The sequence below is a fragment of the Streptomyces sp. NPDC054813 genome, assembly GCF_053611365.1.
Genome location: NZ_JBSHAF010000011.1, coordinates 45,503 through 67,581 on the forward strand (window position 1 = coordinate 45,503; position 22,079 = coordinate 67,581).

The 22,079-nt window shown below is 72.2% G+C and carries 19 protein-coding genes and 1 pseudogene; 8 read left to right on the top strand and 12 right to left on the bottom strand.

Features of this window, described 5'->3' with window-relative positions; translation table 11 throughout:
- Positions 1–154: 154 nt before the first annotated feature.
- Both ACWGJB_RS22965 and ACWGJB_RS22970 read right to left on the bottom strand, forming a co-directional pair.
- Positions 155–964: an ABC transporter permease gene (locus tag ACWGJB_RS22965; protein WP_453381990.1), complete on the bottom strand. Its 810-nt coding sequence runs from the start codon at positions 962–964 to the stop codon at positions 155–157.
- Positions 961–1,977 carry an ATP-binding cassette domain-containing protein gene (locus ACWGJB_RS22970; RefSeq protein WP_453381991.1) on the bottom strand — a complete coding sequence of 339 codons (1,017 nt, stop codon included), beginning with the start codon at positions 1,975–1,977 and terminating at the stop codon, positions 961–963. Before ACWGJB_RS22970 ends, ACWGJB_RS22965 begins: the two co-directional genes overlap by 4 nt.
- Positions 1,978–2,190: 213 nt before the next feature.
- On the opposite strand from ACWGJB_RS22970, the gene ACWGJB_RS22975 reads away from it, so the two are divergent.
- The 4 genes and pseudogenes from ACWGJB_RS22975 (at position 2,191) to ACWGJB_RS22990 (ending at position 5,587) form a co-directional block, all read left to right on the top strand.
- Entirely contained in the window at positions 2,191–3,138 is a 948-nt protein-coding gene (locus ACWGJB_RS22975) for a sulfite exporter TauE/SafE family protein (RefSeq protein ID WP_453381992.1), read from the top strand.
- Positions 3,139–3,287: 149 nt separating this feature from the next.
- Complete coding sequence (locus tag ACWGJB_RS22980) at positions 3,288–3,656, top strand: peptidoglycan-binding domain-containing protein (protein ID WP_453381993.1); 369 nt, start codon at positions 3,288–3,290, stop codon at positions 3,654–3,656.
- 212 nt (positions 3,657–3,868) lie between these two features.
- On the top strand, positions 3,869–4,339 hold the full coding sequence (locus ACWGJB_RS22985) for a cation:proton antiporter regulatory subunit (RefSeq protein WP_453382235.1): 471 nt from the start codon (positions 3,869–3,871) through the stop codon (positions 4,337–4,339).
- Positions 4,340–4,346: 7 nt separating this feature from the next.
- Positions 4,347–5,587: pseudogene (locus ACWGJB_RS22990) on the top strand (cation:proton antiporter).
- Positions 5,588–5,617: 30 nt separating this feature from the next.
- On the opposite strand, the gene ACWGJB_RS22995 reads toward ACWGJB_RS22990, so the two are convergent.
- The gene (locus ACWGJB_RS22995; RefSeq protein ID WP_453381994.1) at positions 5,618–6,511 is read right to left on the bottom strand and encodes a helix-turn-helix transcriptional regulator; all 894 of its coding nucleotides are present in this window, start codon (positions 6,509–6,511) and stop codon (positions 5,618–5,620) included.
- 102 nt (positions 6,512–6,613) lie between these two features.
- Here ACWGJB_RS22995 and ACWGJB_RS23000 point away from each other — a divergent pair, with 102 nt between their 5' ends.
- Positions 6,614–7,513 carry an alpha/beta hydrolase gene (locus tag ACWGJB_RS23000; protein WP_453381995.1) on the top strand — a complete coding sequence of 300 codons (900 nt, stop codon included), beginning with the start codon at positions 6,614–6,616 and terminating at the stop codon, positions 7,511–7,513.
- Between the two features lie 3 nt (positions 7,514–7,516).
- Here ACWGJB_RS23000 and ACWGJB_RS23005 read toward each other — a convergent pair whose 3' ends face one another.
- The 3 genes from ACWGJB_RS23005 to ACWGJB_RS23015 form a co-directional block, all read right to left on the bottom strand.
- Positions 7,517–9,265, bottom strand: coding sequence for a hypothetical protein (locus ACWGJB_RS23005; RefSeq protein WP_453381996.1), 1,749 nt, complete (start codon positions 9,263–9,265; stop codon positions 7,517–7,519).
- 120 nt (positions 9,266–9,385) lie between these two features.
- Positions 9,386–10,111 carry a TIGR03943 family putative permease subunit gene (locus ACWGJB_RS23010; RefSeq protein ID WP_453381997.1) on the bottom strand — a complete coding sequence of 242 codons (726 nt, stop codon included), beginning with the start codon at positions 10,109–10,111 and terminating at the stop codon, positions 9,386–9,388.
- Complete coding sequence (locus tag ACWGJB_RS23015) at positions 10,108–11,148, bottom strand: permease (protein ID WP_453381998.1); 1,041 nt, start codon at positions 11,146–11,148, stop codon at positions 10,108–10,110. Before ACWGJB_RS23015 ends, ACWGJB_RS23010 begins: the two co-directional genes overlap by 4 nt.
- A gap of 171 nt (positions 11,149–11,319) precedes the next feature.
- Between ACWGJB_RS23015 and ACWGJB_RS23020 the strand changes: the two genes are divergently transcribed.
- Entirely contained in the window at positions 11,320–13,209 is a 1,890-nt protein-coding gene (locus tag ACWGJB_RS23020; RefSeq protein ID WP_453382236.1) for an NAD-binding protein, read from the top strand.
- A 28-nt stretch (positions 13,210–13,237) separates the two neighbouring features.
- Here ACWGJB_RS23020 and ACWGJB_RS23025 read toward each other — a convergent pair whose 3' ends face one another.
- Positions 13,238–15,046 (bottom strand): prolyl oligopeptidase family serine peptidase, encoded by a 1,809-nt coding sequence (locus ACWGJB_RS23025; protein WP_453381999.1) that lies wholly within the window; start codon positions 15,044–15,046, stop codon positions 13,238–13,240.
- A gap of 146 nt (positions 15,047–15,192) precedes the next feature.
- On the opposite strand from ACWGJB_RS23025, the gene ACWGJB_RS23030 reads away from it, so the two are divergent.
- Positions 15,193–15,987 carry an SURF1 family protein gene (locus tag ACWGJB_RS23030; protein ID WP_453382000.1) on the top strand — a complete coding sequence of 265 codons (795 nt, stop codon included), beginning with the start codon at positions 15,193–15,195 and terminating at the stop codon, positions 15,985–15,987.
- 33 nt (positions 15,988–16,020) lie between these two features.
- Here ACWGJB_RS23030 and ACWGJB_RS23035 read toward each other — a convergent pair whose 3' ends face one another.
- From ACWGJB_RS23035 to ACWGJB_RS23055, 5 genes are all read right to left on the bottom strand, one after another.
- Positions 16,021–17,112: a hypothetical protein gene (locus ACWGJB_RS23035; protein ID WP_453382001.1), complete on the bottom strand. Its 1,092-nt coding sequence runs from the start codon at positions 17,110–17,112 to the stop codon at positions 16,021–16,023.
- A 260-nt stretch (positions 17,113–17,372) separates the two neighbouring features.
- Positions 17,373–18,047, bottom strand: coding sequence for a SigE family RNA polymerase sigma factor (locus ACWGJB_RS23040; RefSeq protein ID WP_453382002.1), 675 nt, complete (start codon positions 18,045–18,047; stop codon positions 17,373–17,375).
- Between the two features lie 472 nt (positions 18,048–18,519).
- Positions 18,520–19,599: an aspartate-semialdehyde dehydrogenase gene (locus ACWGJB_RS23045; RefSeq protein WP_453382003.1), complete on the bottom strand. Its 1,080-nt coding sequence runs from the start codon at positions 19,597–19,599 to the stop codon at positions 18,520–18,522.
- On the bottom strand, positions 19,596–20,867 hold the full coding sequence (locus ACWGJB_RS23050) for an aspartate kinase (RefSeq protein ID WP_351317465.1): 1,272 nt from the start codon (positions 20,865–20,867) through the stop codon (positions 19,596–19,598). Before ACWGJB_RS23050 ends, ACWGJB_RS23045 begins: the two co-directional genes overlap by 4 nt.
- A 189-nt stretch (positions 20,868–21,056) precedes the next feature.
- Entirely contained in the window at positions 21,057–21,224 is a 168-nt protein-coding gene (locus tag ACWGJB_RS23055) for a hypothetical protein (protein WP_453382004.1), read from the bottom strand.
- 119 nt (positions 21,225–21,343) lie between these two features.
- Between ACWGJB_RS23055 and ACWGJB_RS23060 the strand changes: the two genes are divergently transcribed.
- Positions 21,344–22,072, top strand: a complete 729-nt coding sequence (locus ACWGJB_RS23060) for a sulfite exporter TauE/SafE family protein (protein ID WP_453382005.1) — start codon at positions 21,344–21,346, stop codon at positions 22,070–22,072.
- Positions 22,073–22,079 lie beyond the last annotated feature (7 nt).

Below are 22,079 nucleotides of genomic sequence, written 5' to 3' on the forward strand. Positions count from 1 at the left end.
GGGCGTTTTTGTAAACCGCCCCCCCCCCCCCGCCGGCCCGCGCCCGCGCCCGGGGCGGCCCGGCCCAGCCCGGCCGGGCCGCCCCCCGCGCGGCGGGGGGCGGCCCCCGCGGCCCTGGGGCGGGATCAACTGCGGGTCGCGGCCCTGCACGAGCTCACTGCCGGGGCTCGCGGGTGAACCGCGCCCTGGACCACAGGTAGCCCAGTACGGTCAGCCCCAGGCCCCAGGCCAGGGCCAGCACGGCGTTCTTCGTGCCGATCCCGCTGCCCAGCAACAGACCGCGCAGGGTCTCGATGAAGGGCGAGAAGGGCTGGTACTCGGCGAACCAGCGGAACCAGCCCGGCATGGCGTCCACCGGCACGAACGCGCTGGACAGGAACGGCAGCATGACCAGCGGCGTCCCGATGTTGCTGGCCCCCTCGGGGTTGGGGCTGATCAGCCCGATGCCGACCGCCAGCCAGGTCAGCGCGAGGCTGACCAGGGCCATCAGCCCGACCGCCGCGAGCCACTCCACCGGCGTCGCGTCGGGCCGGAAGCCGATGGCCAGTCCGATGCCCAGGACCACCACCAGCGCCATCATCGTCTGGATCACGCTGCCGATCACGTGACCGACCAGCACGGAGGGGCGGGAGATCGCCATGGTGCGGAACCGGGCCATGATGCCCTCGGTCATGTCGGTGCACACGGACACCGCGGTGCCGAGCGAGGTCATCGCCACGGTCAGGAAGAGGATGCCGGGGACGAGGTAGGCGACGTAGTCGGACCGGTCGGCGTGGCCGCCGGTGATGCCGGCGCTCATCACGTTGCCGAAGACGTAGACGAAGAGGAGCAGCAGGATGACCGGGGTGAGCAGGAGGTTCAGGGTGAGGGAGGGGTAGCGGCGGGCGTGCAGGAGGTTTCGCCGCAGCATGGTGAGGTTGTCGCGGAAGGGGTGGGCCCGCAGGGAACGGGGTGCGGTGCTCATCGGACGGTCTCCTTGTCGGTGGCGGCGGCGGTCTTCTTGCCGGTGGAAACGGCGGTCTCCGCGCCGGTGACGGCCTCGGGGTTGCCCGTCAGGGCGAAGAACACGTCGTCCAGGTCGGGGGTGTGCACGGAGAGTTCGTCGGCCTCGATGCCGGCGGCGTCCAGCCAGTCGAGGATGGCGCGCAGTTCGCGCTGGGTGCCGCCGCTGGGGATCTGCAGGGCGAGCGCCTCGTCGTCGCGGGTGGTCTCGCGCAGCGCGGTGGCCGCCTGCTCGTAGGCCACCGGGTCGGAGAACCGCAGCCGTACGTGACCGCCGGGGACGAGCCGCTTGAGTTCCCCGGCGGTGCCCTCCGCGACGAGCTTGCCGCCGTTGAGCACCGCGATGCGGTCGGCGAGCTGGTCGGCCTCGTCCAGGTACTGGGTGGTGAGGAAGACGGTGGTCCCGCCGGAGACCAGCTCGCGGATGATCTGCCACATGGTGTGGCGGGAGCGCGGGTCGAGGCCGGTGGTCGGCTCGTCGAGGAAGATGATCCGCGGGCTGCCGACCAGGGTCATGGCGATGTCGAGCCGGCGCTTCATGCCGCCGGAGTAGGTGGACGCGGGCTTCCGTGCGGCCTCGGTGAGGTCGAAGCGCGCCAGCAGTTCGGCGGTGACCCGGCGCCCCTCGCTCTTGGAGAGGTGGTGCAGGTCGGCCATGAGGAGCATGTTCTCCTCGCCGGTGATCAGGCCGTCCACGGCGGAGAACTGTCCGGTGACCCCGATGGCGGCCCGTACCGACTGGGCCTGCGTGGTGATGTCGTGGCCGGCGATCCGGGCCTGGCCGCCGTCGGCGGAGATCAGGGTGGAGAGGATGTTGACCGCCGTGGTCTTGCCGGCGCCGTTCGGTCCGAGGAGGGAGAAGATCGTGCCGGCCGGTACCCGGATGTCGATGCCGTCGAGGACGGTCTTGTCCCCGTAGGCCTTGCGCAACCCGGTCGCCTCGATGGCGAGTTGTTCGTTGGCTGTCGTCGTCATGCCGCAGAGCTTGCGGCCACGGCGGTTCAGCACGGCTTCAGCCGGGTTTCAGCGCGGGGCGGACGGTTTCAGCGGACGGTTTCAGAGTGCCGGCCGACGGTCTCAGCGGATGGCCTCGCAGGTACCGGCGGACGGTTTCAGCGGACGGCCTCAGGAAAGCGGAACGCATGTTTCCATACCTTTCCCATAGGAATGGTGGTTACGGTCCGCCCCATGGATTCCACCGGCCCGATCATCATCGCGGGAGCCCTGGTCGGCTTCGCCGTGGGTCTCACCGGCATGGGCGGCGGAGCCCTCATGACCCCGATCATGGTCATGGTGTTCGGGGTGAACCCGACGGCGGCCATCGGCAGCGACCTGGCCGCGTCCGTGTTCATGAAGCCCTTCGGAGCGCTGGTGCACCAGCGGGCGGGCACCGTGCGCTGGGACATCGTGCGTTGGCTGCTGCCCACCGCGGTCCCGGCCGCCTTCGGCGGCGTCTTCCTGCTCCGCGCCCTCGGCGACGGCGACGAACTGCAACAACGCGTCAAGTACGTCGTCGGTACGGCGTTGCTGCTCGCCGTCGCCGGCATGCTCACCCGGCTGTGGCTGGACCGCCGCCGCGCCGCCACCGGGGCCGACGCCGAGGACGCCCATGTTCCGGTACGGCCGGTGGCGACGCTGCTCATCGGGCTGGCGGGCGGGACGATCGTGGGGATGACCTCGGTCGGTTCGGGCTCCCTGATCATCGTGATGCTGATGCTGGCCCACCCGCGTCTCAAGGCGAACCATCTCGTCGGTACGGACCTGGTGCAGGCCATCCCCATGGTGGCCGCCGCGGCCCTGGGCCACCTGCTCGTCGGCGACGCCGACCTGGGACTCGCGGCCACCCTCCTGATCGGCGCCGTTCCGGGTGTCCTGCTCGGGTCCGTCATCTCCAGCCGGGTCGCCGGCGGCGCGGTGCGCTGGGCGCTGGTCGTCCTGCTGACCGGGTCGGGGCTGTCGATGCTGAAGGCGTCGTCCACCGTCATCGTGCTCGGCTGCCTGGGGATGGCGCTGCTCGGCGGGATCGCCGGCGTGCGCGACCGTCGTATCGCGCGCCCCCGGGCGGCGGCCGGGACGGCAGGCGAAACGGCGGACGAAACGGCAGCCGAGGCGGTGGGCGTGAGCGGCGGCTCGTAGACACTCCCCGCTTCCGTCCTCCCTCCTCCGGTCCGCCGGCCCTCCCCTCCTCCGGCCCCTGGTCTTCCGGTCCTGCGGCTGCGTGTCCGACTCGCGGAGGTCGCCGCCCGCGCGCGACCATGGCATGAGCCGGCCTTGAAGGAGCGCGCATGCGACGGAACCGACTGCTCACCTCGGCCGCGGCACTGAGCGCGGCCGCCGCACTGGGCCTGGCGGTGCCCCACACCGCCGCGGCCGCCACCGAGCACAGCTGTTCCTACGTGTCGTCGGGCTTCCGGCCCACCCTCACGTACGGCGACACCGGCGCGGCGGTCCAGCAGGCCCAGTGCCTCAGCAACGCGTGGGGCGGCGAGCCACCCCAACTCGATCCCGACGGGGTCTACGGCACCCTCACGCAGAAGAAGATCGAGTGGATCCAGGTCTGCCACGGCCTCCCGGAGAGCGGCGTGATCGAGGGCCGCACCTGGCAGGCCCTCTACCACCCGGCCCTGGACTGTTACGCGCCGTATCCGTCCTGACGGCCGCCCGGCCCCTCGCGGAACCGAGACGCACTCCAGCTCGGTCATGTCCGCCCTGCTCCGGCCCCTGCCCGGACCGCTGATCCCCCGCACCCCTGCGAACCGTTCGCCGGTGTCATGCCGTCGGCCGTTAGGGTGTGATTAAAGAAATCGCAAAGGGATCGCGGAACGGGATAGACGAGACAGGGGAGACAGCCTTGGGGGCACCACGCCTGAGCAGGACGCCGTTGCCGGGAATCGGGGTCCGTTACGACCTCACGACGCGGGAGCAGCGCAGGCTGTCCGTGGTCGCGCACCGTGACGGCTCACGGATTCTCAGCGCCTATCACCAGGACGACCCCGACGCCTGTGCCCTGTCGGTGCGGCTGTCCTCGGGCGAGACGGACGCGCTCATCGGCGCGCTGATGCCGACGCACCACAGCCCGAACCTCCTCTCCACCACCGATCTGGGCCTGGTGGCCGAGCGGATCGAGCTGGGCGCGACGTCGTACTGGAACGGCAGGCTGCTCGGCGAGACCCGGATGCGTACCGAGACGGGCGTGTCCATCGTGGCCGTGCTGCGCCGCGCCGAGGCGGTCCCCTCCCCCGCCCCCGACTTCCGGCTCGCCGGCGGGGACACGCTCATCGTGATCGGCACCCAGGAGGGCGTCGACGCGGCCGCCTCCATACTCGGGCGGGAGTGAGGCCACCGTGCACGACTCCGCCGTCTTCCTGATCGAGTTCGGGGCGATCATCCTCGGCCTGGGCCTGCTCGGCCGGCTCGCCGGACGCTTCCGGTTCTCGCCCATACCCCTCTACCTGCTGGCCGGGCTCGCCTTCGGCAACGGCGGGATCTATCCGCTCGGCACCAGCGAGGAGTTCGTCGCGATCGGCGCCGAGATCGGTGTCGTCCTGCTGCTGCTCATGCTCGGCCTGGAGTACACGGCCAGCGACCTCGTCTCCAACCTCAGGACCCAGTACCCGGCGGGCCTGGTCGACGCCGCGCTGAACGCGCTGCCCGGCGCCGCCATGGCCCTGCTGCTGGGCTGGGGCCCGGTGGCGGCCGTGGTGCTGGCCGGTGTCACCTGGATCTCGTCGTCCGGGGTCATCGCCAAGGTCCTCGGCGACCTGGGGCGGCTCGGCAACCGGGAGACCCCGGTGATACTGAGCATCCTGGTGCTCGAAGACCTGTCCATGGCGGTCTACCTGCCGATCGTCACCGCGCTGCTCGCCGGTGCCGGCCTGGCCGCGGGCAGCCTCACGCTGGCGATCGCCCTCGGGGTGGCAGGGCTGGTGCTGGTGGTGGCGGTGCGCTACGGCAGGCACATCTCCCGGTTCGTCTCCAACGACGACCCGGAGAAGCTGCTCCTCGTGGTGCTGGGCCTGACGCTGCTCGTCGCGGGGATCGCGCAGCAGCTCCAGGTGTCCGCCGCCGTCGGCGCGTTCCTCGTCGGCATAGCGCTCTCCGGCGAGGTGGCGGAGGGCGCCCACCACCTGCTCGCTCCCTGCGTGACCTGTTCGCCGCCGTCTTCTTCGTCTTCTTCGGCCTGCACACCGACCCGGCGAGCATTCCGCCGGTGCTGCTGCCCGCGCTCGCCCTGGCGGTGGTCACCGCACTGACGAAGATCGCCACCGGGTACTGGGCCGCGAAGCGCGCCGGGATCTCCGCCAAGGGCCGCTGGCGGGCCGGCGGCACGCTGGTCGCCCGCGGCGAGTTCTCCATCGTCATCGCGGGCCTCGCCGTCACCGCCGGCATCGAACCCTCCCTGGGCCCGCTGGCCACGGCCTACGTCCTGATCCTGGTCGTCCTCGGCCCCCTCACCGCCCGCTACACCGAGCCCCTGGGCCGCCGCCTCACCCGCGGGTCCTGGACAGCCGAGCCCCTTCCGGCAGAGGACACGGTCCCCGTCCCGGTCGGCGCGGAGGAGCAGGACACGGTCCGCCGGGCGTGAACGGGACCGGCGCGGACCGCCGGACCGCCGTCAACCGTTCCGGCTCTCCCGGACCGGCTGGGCCGGCTGCGACGCCGACCACTGGAGCAGGAAGCGGAGTGCCTCGTACGACGGGGAGTCGGGTTCCGCGGTGTAGGCGATCAGTTGCTGGTCGGGGTGGGTGTCGACCGACAACTGGTGGACGTCGAGGGTGAGCGGGCCCGCGACGGGGTGGTGGTAGGTCTTCAGCAGCCGGCGGGGGCCGCGGACCTGGTGGGTGGACCACCAGGTCCGGAAGTCCCGGTCGTGGGTGGTCAGTTCGGTGATCAGGGCGGTCAGGGCGGGGTCGTGCGGGGTCCGGCCCGCCTCCATGCGCAGCACCGCCACGCATTCGCGGGCCGAGCGCGGCCAGTCCGCGTACAGGGCGCGGAAGGTCTCGTCCAGGAAGGTCAGGCGGATCAGGTTGCGCTCGGCCGGGGGCACCGCCGTGAAGTCGGTCAGCAGGGCCGCCGCCGCGCCGTTCCAGGCCAGTACGTCCATACGGCGGTTGAGGATCATCGCCGGGACGTCGGACATGGTGGACAGGAGCCTGCGCAGGTGCGGGGCGACCTCCGCAGGGCCCGGCCGGCGGGCCGGACGGGTGGGTGCCGTCTCGGCGAGCGTGAAGAGGTAGTCCCGTTCGTCCGGGGCGAGTTGGAGGGCGTCGGCCAGGGCGTCCAGGACCGGGCGGGAGACCCGGTGGGTGCGGCCCTGCTCCAGGCGGACCACGTAGTCGACGCTCACGTGCGCCAGCTGGGCGAGTTCCTCGCGGCGCAGGCCCGGTACGCGGCGCAGCCGGCCGTCGTCCGGCAGACCCGCCCGCTGCGGGCCGAGGGCGGCACGGCGGGCGCGCAGGAACTCGCCCAGTTCGTTTTCGGAGGCGGCGGCACCGGAGCTGCTGGTCATGGGTCCAGTGTCGGCCGGTCGGCCGTCCGGTGCCTGGTACTGGCGTGCATAGGCAGAGTCCTCCCTGGTGGCGGCCGTTCCCGCGGGGCGAATGTGGTGGGCATGAGGACCGACATCACCTTCCCCAGCGCCGGACTGAAGATCGCCGGCCATCTGTACACCCCTGACGAGGCCGCCACCGGGCCGCGGCCCGCCGTCGTCGTCGGGCACCCCGGCACGGGAGTGAAGGAGCAGGCCGCCGGGCTGTACGCGCGGCGGCTCGCCGAACACGGCTTCGTCACCCTGGCCTTCGACGCCGCCCATCAGGGCGAGAGCGAGGGCGAGCCACGGGGTCTGGAGGATCCCGCCCAGCGGGTCGAGGACCTCAGGGCCGCCGTCTCGTTCCTCACCACCCGGGAGGAGGCCGACCCCGACCGCGTCTCGGCGCTCGGGATCTGCGCCTCCGGCGGGTACGCCCTCGCCGCCGCCGCGACCGACCAGCGGATCAGGGCCGTCGCCACCGTCAGCGCCGTCGACATCGCCCGCCAGTTCCGCAACGGCGCCGACGGGACCCAGGATCCCGCCGTCCTCCAGGGCATGCTGGCGGCGGCCGCCACGGCGCGCACGGCCGAGGCCCGGGGCGAGGGGGTGGGGAGCTTCCCGCTCTTCCCCGCCACCGAGGAAGAGGCGCTGGCCGGCGGGGAGCACGTGCACGCCGGGTGGGCGTACTACCGCACGCCCCGCGCCCACCACCCCCGCTCGGCCGAGACCCTGACCTGGAACAGCGTCGACCGGATCGCGTCCTTCGACGCCTTCCGCTCCCTCGACCTGCTCGGCACCCGCCCGCTGCTCATGATCGCCGGACGGGAGGCGGTGACCTCCTGGATGAGCGTGGCGGCCTTCCAGCGGGTCTCCGGCCCCAAGGAACTGTTCTGGATCGACGGCGCGACCCACGTCGACCTCTACGACAGGGACGCGTACGTCACCCCGGCGATCGAGAAGCTGGCCGGCTTTTTCGGGTGAGGCTCACTGGCGCACGGTGAAGTACTGCCATGCTCCCCACGTGCTGAGGTTCCCGGTGTCCTTGGCACTCGGGACGTACTCGGCCCGGATCCGGAATCTGCCGCCCGTCGACATGGTCAGGGCCGTCGACAGGCCGGTGGTGCTCTTCGACGTCAGGGAGTGGCACGCCGAGGTGCTCTCGGTGTGCCACGCGCCGGCCCGGTAGCGCTGAGTCTGGAAGCGGACGCACTGGGCCGGTTTGGCCGGGGCGACCGTGACGGCCAGCTTGGCCTTGGCCGTGTGGTGGTAGACGCGGTAGAGGACGGTGCCGTAGTGGGTCGTCGTGTAGTTGCCGGTCAGGGACTCCGCGACCTTCGCCCGGGACGTCACCGTCTTCGTGGCCGTCGCGGGGGCGTAGTGGTCGTCGCCCTCGAACTCCGCGATGAACACGGTCCGGCGGGTGACCTGGTACGTCGCGGTCAGGTTGCCGTGGCTGTCGGTCTTGGCCGCCTTGACCAGCTTCTTGCTGCCGCCGTACGGCTGGGCGTAGAGGGAAACGGTGCGGTCGTCGTACGTCTTGCCCAGGTGGGCGGTGAGTCGCGCCGTCGCTCCGTAGCCGTAGGAGGCGGCATTCGTGGTCAGGCTCAGCGCCGTGGTTGTGCGGGAGACCTGGACCGTCGCCGACGCGCTCGCCGACTCGTGCGTGGAGTCGCCCGGGTAGGTCACCGTGTAGGTGTCGGCGCCGCCGACCTCCGGGCCGTCGGTGAAGCGCAGCGTGCCGTCGGTGGCCACGGGCGCGTCGGGAAGGGCGACGCCGGCGGGGTGCGCCCGGTCCGTCCTGGTCACGTGCGCGGTCTCGCCGGAGGCGTAGGGGGCCGCCGACAACTGGCCGATGACCGTCAGCGAGGCCGCCCTGTTCGACTTGGCCGGGGCGGTGAGGGCGAGGGTGGGGGTCGCGGGCGGGAGTTGAGACGGGACCGCCATGGGGTAGGCGGCCTGGGAGATGTTGCCCGCGGCGTCGACCGCCCCGACGTAGAGGGTGTGGACACCCCACGGGAGCGTGGTCGTCAGGCTCGCCCTGCCCTGCGCGTCGGCCGCGACCTGGGGCGCGCCGATGCCGGGTGCCTGGTCGAGGCCGTAGACGAAGTGGTCCAGGCCGCTGGTCCGGCAGTCCGGGGCGCCCGCCGACGCGCAGCCCTCGGGCAGCGACTCGGCGGAGGCGAAGGTGAAGGTGGTCGGCTGTCCGGCCGCCTTTGTCGGCGTTCCCGCTCCCATCGGCGGGAAATCCGGGTTCGTGACAGTCGGCGTGACCGGTGCGCTGCTGTCCACCTGGAAGTAGCAGGGGCCGGTCGGGTTCGAGTAGGACGTGCCGTCGTACGTCGAGGCGTGCCAGCCGTAGGCGTGACCGTTCGTCAGCGGCAAGGGCACATAGACGGACTGGGAGAGCACTGGCAGGCCGTCGACCGAACCGTCAGCCGACTGTGCGCCGTCCGCGTCCCAGGCGTGTACGACTCCCTGGTACTTCACTCCGTTCACGGTCGGCCGCGGGACACCGATCGACACACTGAAACCCTCGGGCGGCGGGGTGGAGGCGGTGCGCCACAGCGGGGCGTCCGCGGTGCCGCAGCTCGTGCCGGTCGGCACGGTGGGCGTCGGCAGCGCCGGGTCGACGGGAGTCTCGTCGGCGGACGCCACCGTCGCCGGAAGCGCTGCCACCACCGCGCCTGCCAGCAGCAAAGCCAGCCGGGCGCGTCTGTGCGTGGGGCTGTTCATCGTGTCGTCCTCCCCCTGTGCCGCGGTCCCCGGCCGCGGAGCAGGCGGAGCGTAACACCGGGTTCGAACAGACTTGCTGATTCTTGATCAAGCATTTACTGGAGCCCGTCTCAGGACCCGTCAGTTGTTCCAGGTCTCGTCGTAGGGGTCGGCCGGCGTCGGGATCGGCTTGGCCTCGGTGACCTCCAGGAACGGGATCGGACCGCCGTTCACCGGGTCGCGGGTCTGGCGGGCGGTGTACGTGCCCGTCACCTGGAGCCAGGCGTCCGGCTGGAGGACCGGGGGGATCTTGCCGGTCAGGGCGACCTTCACCGGCTGGGCGTCCGCCGCGCAGCAGTTGAGGGCCATCCGGACCAGGTAGGGGGTGCCCGCACCGTCCACGGCCACGAAGCCGGCGATGCGGACGCTGTGGCCGTCCAGCGACCGGCCGTGGTCGTACACCGCCCGGCCCGCGTAGTCGACCAGGTTGAGCGGGATCGGGTCCCCGGACGGCAACTTCGTGTACCCGTACGGCTGTTGCAGGGCCGTACCCGCGCGCATCGCGCTGTAGGAGCCGAGCGCGGGCGGGGCGATGAGGATCAGGGCCAGGAGGGGGAGGACCAGGAGCCAGGAGATCCGGGGTTCGGGGTGGCTGTGGTCCGTGGCGGCAGCGGGGGTACGACGGCGGCTGCGGCGCCACTCGTACCAGGCCGTCGCCAGGGCCGAGACGATCAGGACCACGCCCGCCGCCAGCAGCAGCGGGCGCAGGCCCGCCTTCACATAGCGCAGATAGAGGTCGGTGGCGCCCGCGTGCAGCAGGGCCGCCCCCACCAGGAACATCACCGCCGCCTGGGCCTGCCGGTTCACAGCAGCACCGCCCCGGTCAGGACCGCGCCGGCGATCGCCGCGGCGAAGGTGGCCGGGGCGAAGCGCAGGGCGAAGCCGCGGCCGAAGGTGCCCGCCTGCATCGCGAAGAGTTTGAGGTCGATCATCGGGCCCACGATCAGGAACGCCAGCTTCGCGGTGAGCGAGAACTGGGTGAGGGACGCCGCCACGAACGCGTCCGCCTCCGAGCAGATGGAGAGGAGTACCGCCAGGATCGACAGGGCGAGGATCGCGATCACCGGGTTGGCGGCGGCCGTGCGCAGCCACTCCGCCGGGGCCACCGCCTTCAGGGTCGCCGCCGCCATCGCGCCGAGGACCAGGAAGCCGCCCGCGTGCACGGTGTCGTGGCGGACCGAGTCCCAGAACGCCTCCGCCCTGGTCTCGCCCTCGTGGTGCGCGTGCGCCGGCAGGCGCAGCCAGTCGGTACGGCCGAGGCGCTGCCACAGCCAGCCCATCCCGCACGCCACCAGCAGGCTGCCGGCGAACCGCGCCAGCACCATCTCGGGGTTGCGCGGGAACGCCACCGCCGTCGCCGTCAGCACGATCGGGTTGATCGCGGGGGCGGAGAGCAGGAAGGCGATGGCCGCGGCCGGGGTGACGCCCCGGCGGACCAGGGCGCCGGCCACCGGGACGGACGCGCACTCGCAGCCCGGCAGTACGGCGCCGGCCAGCCCCGCGACCGGGACGGCCAGGGCGGGGCGGCCGGGCAGGGCGCGGGCGAAGAAGGACGGGGGCACGAAGACCGCGATCGCCGCCGAGAGAAGCACACCGAGGACGAGGAAGGGGAGCGCCTGGACGACCACCGCCACGAACACCGTCATCCAGCTCTGCATCACCGGCGTCGACAGCGCGCCGCGCACCGGGCCCTGGAACACCACGACCAGCAGGAGGAGCAGGGTCAGGGCCAGGGGGGAGCTGAGATGCCAGCCCTCGCGGTCGGGCGGGGTGCGGGTGCCGTCGCCGGGGGTCCCGTCCTCGGACGCGTGGCCGGGCGGGGCGGCTTCTTCGGTGATGGCCACGGCTGGGATACCTCCGGCACTTCGGTCAGATCCGGGATTATGCTCCCTGCCCTTCCCTACGGGCGGTCGGGGGCGGCTGTTCACCTCGTTGCTGGAACCATGCGTCCTGTTGAGGCAGTCTTTTCCCTTGTGGCGAGCGTTCCGTATCAAGGTGGTGGCGCCCCGGCGCACATGGTGGTCTGCGGCGACGACGGGCTCGCGCACCGGCTGGCGGCCGAGTTGCGCGTGGTGTACGGCGAACAGGTCACCCTTGTCGTACCGCCGAACGTGCGGATCGCCAGGCCGCCGGTGGTCGGACGGGCCCGGGCCGCCTCGGCCGCGCTCCTCGACCGGGTGGTCAGCGCCGCCGTCGGACGCGCCAACGGGAACGGCGGCAACGGTGCGGGCGGCGGTACCGGCCCGGCCGCCGGTGAAGGCCCGCGCGGGGAGCGGGTGCTGGAGGCCGTCGAGGCCACCGAGGCCGTGCTCGCCGAGGCGGGCGTGGAGCGGGCCGCCGCGCTCGCGCTGGTGTACGACGACGACGAGACCAACATCCGGGCCGCTCTCACCGCCCGCCGGCTGAACCCCCGGCTGCGGCTGGTGCTGCGGCTGTACAACCGGCGACTGGGGCAGCACATCGAGGAACTCCTGGACCAGGCCGCCGTGTTGGCGGTCGGCGACACGGACGGCGGTGCGGGCGACACGTCCACGACCGTACTCTCCGACGCCGACACCGCCGCGCCCGCGCTCGCCGCCACCGCGCTCGCCGGGACCGGCAAGGTCGTCCAGACGGACGGGCTGGTGCTGCGGGCGGTGGACCTGCCGCCGGGGGCCCTCGCCGGGCAGGACGCCGGCCAGGGGCTGTGCACGCTGGCGCTGTTCTCGGCGAACAACAACGGTCCCGAACCGGTCGAGGGCGCCGGGGAGCAGGGGCCGCGGCTGCTGCCCGACGACGCGGAGGTACGGGCCGCGGGTGAGCGCGGCGTGATGGTGCTGGAGCAGGTGTCCTCGTCCTCCTCCGCGGCGGCGGCGCAGGACCGGCGCCGGGCCGGGTTCGGGGCCGGGGTCGTGCCGCTGCTCGTCTCGCTGTTCTCGCGGCGGCTGCGGTGGTCGCTGGCCGGGGTCGTGGGGTGTGTGATCGCGCTCGCGGTCGCGCTGTCGGTGGTGACGGGCATTCATCCGGTACGGGCCTTCTACTACACGCTCCTCGATCTGTTCGCCATCGACGACCCCGCGATCGGGCAGTCGCTCGGGCGGCAGATCCTTCAACTGCTCTCCGGGTTGATGGGGTTGCTGTTGCTGCCGGTGCTGCTGGCGGCGGTGCTCGAGGCGCTCGGTACCTTCCGGACGGCTTCCGCGCTGCGGAAGCCGCCGCGGGGGCTGAGCGGGCATGTGGTGCTGCTGGGGCTTGGCAAGATCGGGACGCGGGTGCTGACGCGGCTGCGTGAACTGCATGTCCCCGTGGTGTGCGTCGAGTCCGATCCGGAGGCGCGCGGGCTGGCGGTGGCCCGGCGGCTGCGGGTGCCGGTGGTGCTCGGGGATGTCACCCAGGAGGGGGTCCTGGAGGCCGCCAAGATCCATCGGGCGCAGGCGCTGCTCGCGGTGACCAGCGCGGACACGACGAATCTGGAGGCCGTGCTGTACGCACGGGCGGTACGGCCGGACCTGAAGGCGGTGCTGCGGCTGTACGACGACGACTTCGCGACGGCCGTGTACCGGACGCTGCGGGCCGCGCATCCGCGTGCGGTCACCCGGAGCCGGAGTGTGTCCTATCTGGCGGCGCCGTCCTTCGCGGGGGCGATGCTGGGGCGGCAGATCCTCGGGGCGATTCCGGTGGAGCGGAAGGTGTTGCTGGTGGCGGCGGTGGATGTGGGCGGGCATCCGCAATTGGAGGGGCGGACGGTGGACGGGGCGTTCCGGGCGGGGGCGTGGCGGGTGCTGGCGCTCGAGGGGCGCCCGGTCGCCGGAGACTATCTGCTGCGGGCCGGGGACCGGGTGGTGGTCGCGGTCACTCGCAGGGGGCTGGCGGAGTTGTCCGGACGCCGGGTGCCGCCCACCCACCCACCGGACTCGCTCGGCTGAGAGGTGGGGGTGGGTGGGGGCTGGTCCCTCAGTCCGTCGGTGCTGTCGCCGCAGGCGTGAGGTGGGTTTCCGCGAACTCCATCTCCAGTCTCAGCTGCTTGATCCGTTCGTCGACCACCAGAGAGCCGTGACCCGCGTCGTAGCGGTAGACCTCGTGGAGGGCCGAGCGGGCTGCCAGGCGGGTGACGTAGTTGTCGATCTGGCGGATGGGGCAGCGGGGGTCGTTGAGGCCGGCCGAGATGTAGACCGGGGCCTTGACGTCGTCCACGTAGGTCAGGGGCGAACTCGCGGCGAAGCGGTCCGGGACCTCCTCCGGCGTGCCGCCCAGCAGCGTGCGGTCCATCGCTTTCAGGGCCTCCATCTCGTCGTGGTACGCCGTGACGTAGTCGGCGACCGGGACGACCGCGATGCCCACCGCCCAGGAATCGGGCTGGGTGCCCAGGCCCAGCAGGGTCAGGTAGCCGCCCCAGGAGCCGCCGGTCAGGATCAGCCGGTCGGGGTCGGCCAGGCCGGACTGGACCGCCCAGTCCCGTACCGCCGCCACGTCCTCCAGCTCGATCAGGCCCACCCGGTGCTTCAGCGCGTCCGTCCAGGCCCGGCCGTAGCCCGTGGAGCCCCGGTAGTTGATGCGGACCACCGCGTAGCCGTGGTCCACCCAGGCCGCCGGACCCGCCGCGAAGCTGTCGCTGTCGTGCCAGGTCGGGCCGCCGTGCAGGTCGAAGACGGTCGGCAACGGCCCTTCCGCTCCCACCGGCTTCTGGATCAGCGCGTGGATACGGCCGCCGGGGCCCTCCACCCAGGCGTCCGAGACCGGGACGGACGGGGGGCACTTCATGCCCGGCGGGTCCAGGACCACCTCGCCCGTCGTCGAGCGGACCACCGGCGGCTCGGCGGCGGAGGACCAGAGGTACTCGACGCTTCCGTCGGGTCGGGCCGTCGCCCCGGAGACCGAGCCCGCCGGGGTCGGGATCCCGGTCAGCTCGTGCGTCGCGAGGTCGTAGCGGAACAGTTCGCTGCGGGCCTCGTGGCTGTGGGCGATCAGCAGTGCGCTGCCGTCCGGATACCACTCCGCGCTCACGTCGCCCGGCAGGTCCAGGGTCAGGTCCGTCTGTTCGCCGGTCACGACGTCCCAGACCAGCGGCTCCCAGCGGCCGCGTCGCTGGTGGCCGATGAGCAGCCGCGGATCGCCTTCGACCGGGGCGAAGCCCAGCACCTCCAGGCCCAGTTCCTCCGCGCCGCCCCTGGTGTCGTCCAGCTCGGCGACCGGCGTGGCGTCCGGGCGGATCACGCGCAGCGCCGAGTGCATCGCGTCGCCGTGCTCGGTGTGCTCGATGGCGATCAGCGAGCCGTCGTGGGAGAGGTCGCCGACGCCCGCCGACTCATGGTGGCGGTAGATCTCCCGCGGCTTCTCCCCCGCTCTGACCAGGTAGATCGTCGTACCCTCGTCGTCGGTGGAACGGCCCACGACCGCCGTACGGCCGTCCCGGCCCAGGGCCAGGCCCGAGGGGTACGACGGCTCCAGGCCCGGTGTCGCCTCCTCGTCCGCGCCGCCGCCGAAGGGCTGGCGGCGCCAGACGCCGAACTCGTCGCCGTCCTTGTCGTCGAACCACCAGATCCACGCGCCGTCCGGGGAGAGCAGCCCGTCCGTCGTGCCGTTCGGCCGGTTCGTCGCCTGGCGCTGCTCTCCGCTCGCGCGGTCCCAGGCGTACAGCTCATACGTCCCCGTCGCGTTCGAAACGAACAGGGAACGGTCGGGGGCGTCCTCCGCCCAGTCCGGCAGGGAGACCCGAGGGGCGCGGAAGCGCTTCTCCCAGTCCGGCATGTCGCTCTCACTCATGGCCGCAGTCATGGCCCCATAGTGCCCGCACCCACCCACAATGCGCTGGCGGGCGTCCTCGGCCTGTGGATAACTTTGCGAGCGGCCGCCCGCACGGGCCGACCCCACTCCCAAGCCGCCGCAAAGCGCCCCGTACCGTGGAAGGTGTGTACCGCTTTCTGCTGACACCCCGTTGGTGGGGCATCAACGTCTTCGTGCTGCTCGCCATCCCGTTCTGCATCTTCATGGGGTCCTGGCAGCTGAGCCGCTTCGAGTCGCGGGTCGAGGCGCACCGCAGCGCCGACAAGCAGGTCGAGGCCGCCCGGACGGAAGCGGCCCGGCCGCTGGCCGACCTGCTCCCCGTCGACCAGTCGACCTCCGGAAAGCGGGCCACCGTCAGCGGCCGGTACGCCAAGCAGCTGCTGGTGCCCGACCGGCAGCTCGACGGCAGGGACGGCTTCTACGTCCTGACCCTGCTGCGCACCGACTCCGGCCAGGCCCTGCCCGTCGTCCGGGGCTGGCTGCCCGGCAAGGCCGACGCGGCCGAGGCGCCCGCCCCGCCGGCCGGCGAGGTCACCGTCACCGGCGCGCTGCAGGCCTCCGAGACGCCCGGGGACAACGGCGTCAGCGCCCAGGGCGGGCTGCCGTCCGGGCAGACGGCGGCGATCAGCGCGGCCTCGCTGGTGAACCTGGTGCCGTACCGGGTGTACGACGCGTGGATCACGCTGGAGAAGGCCGACTCGGGGATGACGGCCGTCCCGGCGACCGCGCCGGACAACTCGGGGCTCGACCTGAAGGCGTTCCAGAACCTCGGCTACACCGGCGAGTGGTTCGTGTTCGCGGGGTTCACGCTGTTCATGTGGTTCCGGCTGCTGCGCCGCGAGGTGGAGTTCGCCCGGGACGCGGCGCTCGGCCTGGTGCCGGACGAGGAGACCCAGGCCCGGCAGCCGACCGCCGTCTGACGGACGCCGACGGCGCCGCCCCCGCGGCGCCGGTCACACCGCCGGCAGGACCCCGGTCCAGTAGACCGTCCCGGCGCACGCGTTCGTCACCGTCGCGGAGCCGGTCGGGGACCCGGCCTCCGGGGTGTACGAGACCGCGACGCTGCCGTCGGCCGTGCCGTCCTCGGTGAGCAGCTGGGTGGTGGTGCCGTCCGAGCCGGAGGTGGTCGTACCGGTGGTGCCTGTGGGGTCCTCGGAGGGGCTCGGGGAGGGCGTGCTGCCGCCGGTGCCGCCGGTGTCGGTGGAGCCGCCGGTGCTGGAGCCGCTGGTCGGACAGGTCTCCAGGGGGACGAAGCCGAACTTCTCGTCGTAGGCCGCGCCGGGTGCCAGGACCAGGCCGGTCAGCTCCGTGGACGGGTCGGGGAGCCCGGCCGCCGCGTCGCCCGAGACGTGCCGGGCCGTGCCGAGCTTGGTGGCGTCGGCCGCGCCCTGCGGGAGCAGGCCCACGCTGCCGGGGCCGCCGACCGTACAGCTCGTCTTCGAGACGTTCACGACCCGGAAGGTGCCGTAGACGACGCCCGTCGAGTCGGGGGCGTCGACGGTGGCGGTCGGGGTGGCGAGCTGGTCCGAGGTGCAGACCGGGGCCATGGTGTCGGCGCTGGCCGAGGGGACGACCTTGGTGCCGCCGACGGCGCCGGTGGTCTCGTCCTTGCCGCCGTCCTTGGTGCCGCCGGTTTGCTGGCCGGTTGCCTGGCCGCTGGTGCCGCCCGCGGTGCTGGAGCCGCCGTCCGGGTTCTTGCCGCCCGCGGAGCCACCCTGGGCCTCGGAGGCCTGGCCGGCCATGGAGGTGTTGGGGTCGGTGCCGCCGGAGTTGGAGACGTGCACGAGGGCGGGGATCGCGGTGCCGATGAACAGGGCCGCGGCCGCCATGCCGACGGCGGCCTGGCGCTTGCGCGCCCGGCGGGCCGGGACCGCGCGGCGCAGGTGGTCGAGGACGCCGTCGCGCGGTGCGAGATCGTCGACCGCGGAGTGCAGCATCCGGCGCAGGGCCAGTTCGTCGGCACCGAGCCCGTCATGGCCGGCGCCGAGCCCGTCGAAGCCCTGTCCGAGCTCCTCGGGGCCCTTTTCGTCGGGGCCGTGGTTCACAGTTCCGTTCCCAGCGTGCGATTGCGTGTGCTCTTGCTCGTGGTCCCGCGCCGGCTCTCGCCGACCGGACGGCCCATGGTCCCGGGCCGGCGGCTTGCCCGGACCGTGAGAACCGTGCGGCTCCCCCGGACCGTGTGGCTCCCCCGAGCCGTGCGAACCGCGCGGCTCGTGGCCGGCGCGTGGCGCACCGTCCGGTGTCGGCTCGTGCCAGGCGTAGGGCTCGTGGCGATCATGTGAGTCGCCTCCCTCGGGGCTGTCCGTCATGCCGCCGACTCCATCGCCACCCGTAGCGCCGCGATGCCGCGCGATCCGTACGCCTTCACCGATCCCAGCGATATGCCGAGCGTCTCGGCGACCTGGGCCTCGGTCATGTCGGCGAAGTAGCGCAGCACCAGGACCTCGCGCTGGCGGCGCTGCAGGCCCTTCATCGCCTTGATCAGGTCGCGCCGCTCCAGCAGGTCGTAGGCGCCTTCCTCGGCGCTCGCCATGTCGGGCATCGGCTTGGAGAGGAGCTTGAGGCCGAGGATGCGGCGGCGCAGCGCGGAGCGGGAGAGGTTGACGACCGTCTGGCGGAGGTAGGCCAGGGTCTTCTCCGGGTCACGGACGCGTTTGCGGGCCGAGTGGACACGGATGAACGCCTCCTGGACGACGTCCTCGCAGGAGGCGGTGTCGTCGAGGAGGAGCGCGGCGAGGCCGAGCAGCGAACGGTAGTGCGCCCGGTAGGTCTCGGTGAGGTGGTCGACGGTGGTACCGGCCGCCGCCGTCTCCTCGGCGCCGTCGCGCTGGCTGGGTATGCGGGTGGGCCGCGCTGCGGGCATGGGCGCGATCACCGGCATGCCGCCGGCCGCGCCGGGCATGCGGGGGCGCAGGCCCGCGCGGGGCGGCCGCAAGGCCGTCGCGCCGAGGGGCGCACTGAGTTCGAGTACCTCTGCCACGTCAGTTGGACACGTCTACCCCCTTCGGGGTTGTACGTGCCGGGCATCACTTTCGTGTCAGGCGCGCCGGGCGGGGTCGCGCCGGGCATGCCGGGCCGGCCGGCCCGCGCGGTCGAGACCGTTCTCCGCGCGTCCGGCAGTACACCCGACGGTGCCTCACATGCCGTCATGCGTCCCGCTCTTCCCTTGTGTCCCATATGAACGGGCGTCCCCACGCCCTGATCACGGCGTCCCCACGCCAGGATCATGCGTCCCACGACCCGAGGGCCGGCCGCGTAAGCGCCCCGTAAGAGGGCGATCGCAAAGACGCTCCCCGCCGCCCGCGCGGTTGCGGAGGACGGGGAGGAAAATCTTCGAACGCCGAGGGGCCGAGGTTCAAGTGGTTTGGACCATGCTGATGGCCACATTTCTTACCCGGACCCTACTTGTGGGCCCGCTCCCACCCAGGACGTTTCCCGTGGTCACCGGCTGTTCACGCGAACTCCGCCGCGCCTGAACGGCCAGTCAGTTCCGCCGCCACCAGCTCGGCGATCTGCGCGGTGTTCAGGGCGGCACCTTTGCGAAGATTGTCCCCGCAGACGAAGAGTTCCAGCGCGGTCGGGTCGTCGAGCGCCCGCCGTACCCGCCCGACCCAGGTCGGATCGGTGCCCACCACATCGGCCGGGGTCGGGAACTCCCCGGCGGCCGGGTTGTCGAAGAGGACGACACCCGGGGCGGTGTCCAGGATCTCCCGGGCCCCGTCGACCGTGACCTCGCCCTGGAAGCGGGCGTGCACGGTCAGGGAGTGCGTGGTGACCACCGGGACCCGGACGCAGGTCACGGCGACCGGAAGCTTCGGCAGCCCGAGGATCTTGCGGGACTCGTTCCGCACCTTCATCTCCTCCGACGACCAGCCGTCCTCGCGCAGCGACCCGGCCCACGGTACGACGTTCAGCGCGACCGGCTCCGGGAACGGCCCGGTGAGGTCCCCGACGGCCCGCCGTACGTCACCGGGCTTGGTGCCCAGCTCCGTGCCGGCGACCATCGACAGCTGGGCCCGCAGTGTCTCCACGCCGGCCCGCCCGGCCCCGCTCACCGCCTGGTACGACGACACCACCAGCTCGCGCAGCCCGAACTCGGCGTGCAGCGCGCCCAGGGCGACGATCATCGACAGGGTGGTGCAGTTGGGATTGGCGATGATCCCGCGCGGCCGGCTGCGGGCGCAGTGCGAATTGATCTCGGGCACCACCAGGGGCACCTCGGGGTCCATCCGGAAGGCCCCGGAGTTGTCCACGACGACCACGCCCCGGGCGGCGGCGACCGGCGCCCAGTGCGCGGAGATCTCGTCGGGCACGTCGAACATCGCGACGTCGATCCCGTCGAAGGCCTCCTCCGACAGGGCGACGACCTCGACCTCCTCCCCGCGCACGGTCAGCTTGCGGCCGGCCGAGCGCGCGGAGGCGATCAGGCGGATCTCGCCCCAGACGTCCGCCCGCTGGGACAGGATCTGGAGCATGACCGTGCCGACGGCCCCGGTCGCCCCCACGACCGCGAGCGTCGGCTTGGCAGTCATCGGCCGGTGCCTCCGTAGACCACGGCCTCGTCGCTGTCGGAGTCGAGTCCGAAGGCGGTGTGCACGGCGCGCACGGCCTCCGGCACGTCGTCGGCGCGGGTGACGACCGAGATACGGATCTCGGAGGTCGAGATCAGCTCGATGTTCACGCCCGCGTCGGACAGCGCCTCGAAGAACGAGGCGGTGACCCCGGGGTTGGTCTTCATACCCGCGCCGACCAGCGAGATCTTGCCGATCTGGTCGTCGTAGCGCAGCGAGTCGAAGCCGATGCCCGGCCGGTTGCGCTCCAGGGCGTCGATGGCCTTGCGGCCCTCGGTCTTCGGCAGCGTGAAGGAGATGTCCGTCAGGCCGGTGGCCGCGGCGGACACGTTCTGCACGACCATGTCGATGTTGACCTGGGCGTCGGCGATGGTCCGGAAGATCGCGGCGGCCTCACCCGGCTTGTCCGGCACACCGACGACCGTGATCTTGGCCTCGGAGGTGTCGTGCGCGACACCGGAGATGATGGCCTGCTCCACCTTCTTGTCCCCAATCGGCTGACTGCTGACCCACGTGCCCTGAAGTCCGCTGAAGCTGGACCGGACGTGGATCGGGATGTTGTAACGGCGGGCGTACTCCACACAGCGGTGGAGCAGCACCTTGGAACCGGAGGCGGCGAGCTCCAGCATGTCCTCGAAGGAGATCCAGTCGATCTTCCGCGCCTTCTTCACCACGCGCGGGTCGGCGGTGAACACACCGTCGACGTCGGTGTAGATCTCACAGACCTCGGCGTCCAGCGCGGCGGCCAGCGCCACGGCCGTGGTGTCGGACCCGCCGCGCCCCAGCGTGGTGATGTCCTTCTTGTCCGCGCTGACGCCCTGGAACCCGGCCACGATGGCGATGTTGCCCTCGTCCAGCGCCGTCCTGATCCGCCCCGGCGTGACGTCGATGATCCGGGCTTTGTTGTGGACCGAGTCGGTGATGACGCCTGCCTGGCTGCCGGTGAACGACTGGGCCTCGTGGCCCAGGTTTTTGATCGCCATGGCCAGCAGTGCCATGGAGATACGCTCTCCGGCGGTCAGCAGCATGTCGAACTCACGCCCGGCAGGCATCGGGGATACCTGCTCGGCCAGATCGATCAGCTCGTCCGTCGTGTCGCCCATCGCGGAAACGACGACAACCACCTGGTTGCCGTTCTTCTTCGCTTCCACGATTCGCTTGGCGACGCGCTTGATGCCCTCGGCATCGGCAACGGAGGAACCTCCGTACTTCTGCACGACAAGGCCCACGTGCGCTCCTCGCTCGGTTTGTCTGTGTCGGCTCAGTTTAACGAGCGGTCGAGTTCCACCAGCGTGCTCCCGCATGGTGAGACGTCCTGGCGGGGTGTTCCGCCGCTCGCTTCCGGGACGGAACATGCCCAGCGCGCGGCACACCACGCAGGAAAGTGCGGTGGCTCACAGTGACGCCGGTGCGTGCGCTCACCCGCGCAGCAGGCCGACCCCGGCGCCCAGCGAGACGACGCCCATCCCGACGGCGGTCAGCACGCCCTGGGTGCCGTCCACGGCGAAGGGCGCGACGGCGGCGACGACGAGGTTGAAGAGGAAGAGGAACCACAGGACGGGTCGGGAGGAGAGCAGCGGCTTCATGGGAGAGATCCTTTTCTCGGCTTGGCCGGCCGGTTGGCCTGGCGAGATCAACGATTCCGGCTCCCGAGGACCGCGACGAGGGAGTACGCTGCCCGACCGCTGGTGTAGTCAGGTACACCGTGACGGCACCGATCCTTCTCCTCCTTCTCTCCGGCATCGTGCTGCTGGGCGCGAGCGTGCAGTGGCTGACCGGCATGGGCTTCGCGCTGGTCGCCGTACCGGCCCTGATCCTGCTGCTCGGCCCGGCCGAGGGGGTCGCCCTGGCGAACTGCGCGGCCGGCGCGATCAGCGTGGTGGGCCTGGCGGGCGGCTGGCGCAGGGTCCGCCCGGCGGCGATGGTCCCGCTGTGCGCGGCGGCGGCCTGCACGGTCCCGGCGGGCACCTGGCTGACCCACCGACTCCCGCCGCCCGCCCTGCTGCTGACGATGGGTGCCCTGGTGACGGCGGCGGTACTGCTGGTGATGCGGGGCGCCCGGGTCCCCGTACTCCGCGGCAGGGCAGGCGCGTTGACGGCGGGCGCGGTGGGCGGCTTCATGAACTCGGCGGCGGGCGTGGGCGGCCCGCCGGTCTCCCTGTACGCGCTCAACGCGGGCTGGACGGTGCGGGAGTTCGTCCCGAACGCACAGTTCTACGGCGTGATCGTCAACGCGTTCTCGGTGACGGCGAACGGGGTGCCGGGCCTGAGCGCGGCGGAGTGGGCGGCAGTGGCCGGGGCGATGGTGGCGGGCGGGGTGCTCGGAAGGACTGTGGGCGACCGCATGCCCGAACACCACGCCCGCCGACTGGTCCTCCTGCTGGCTCTGACGGGCGGGGTCACAGCAGTGACGAAGGGGCTGTGGACGCTGTGACCTTCGC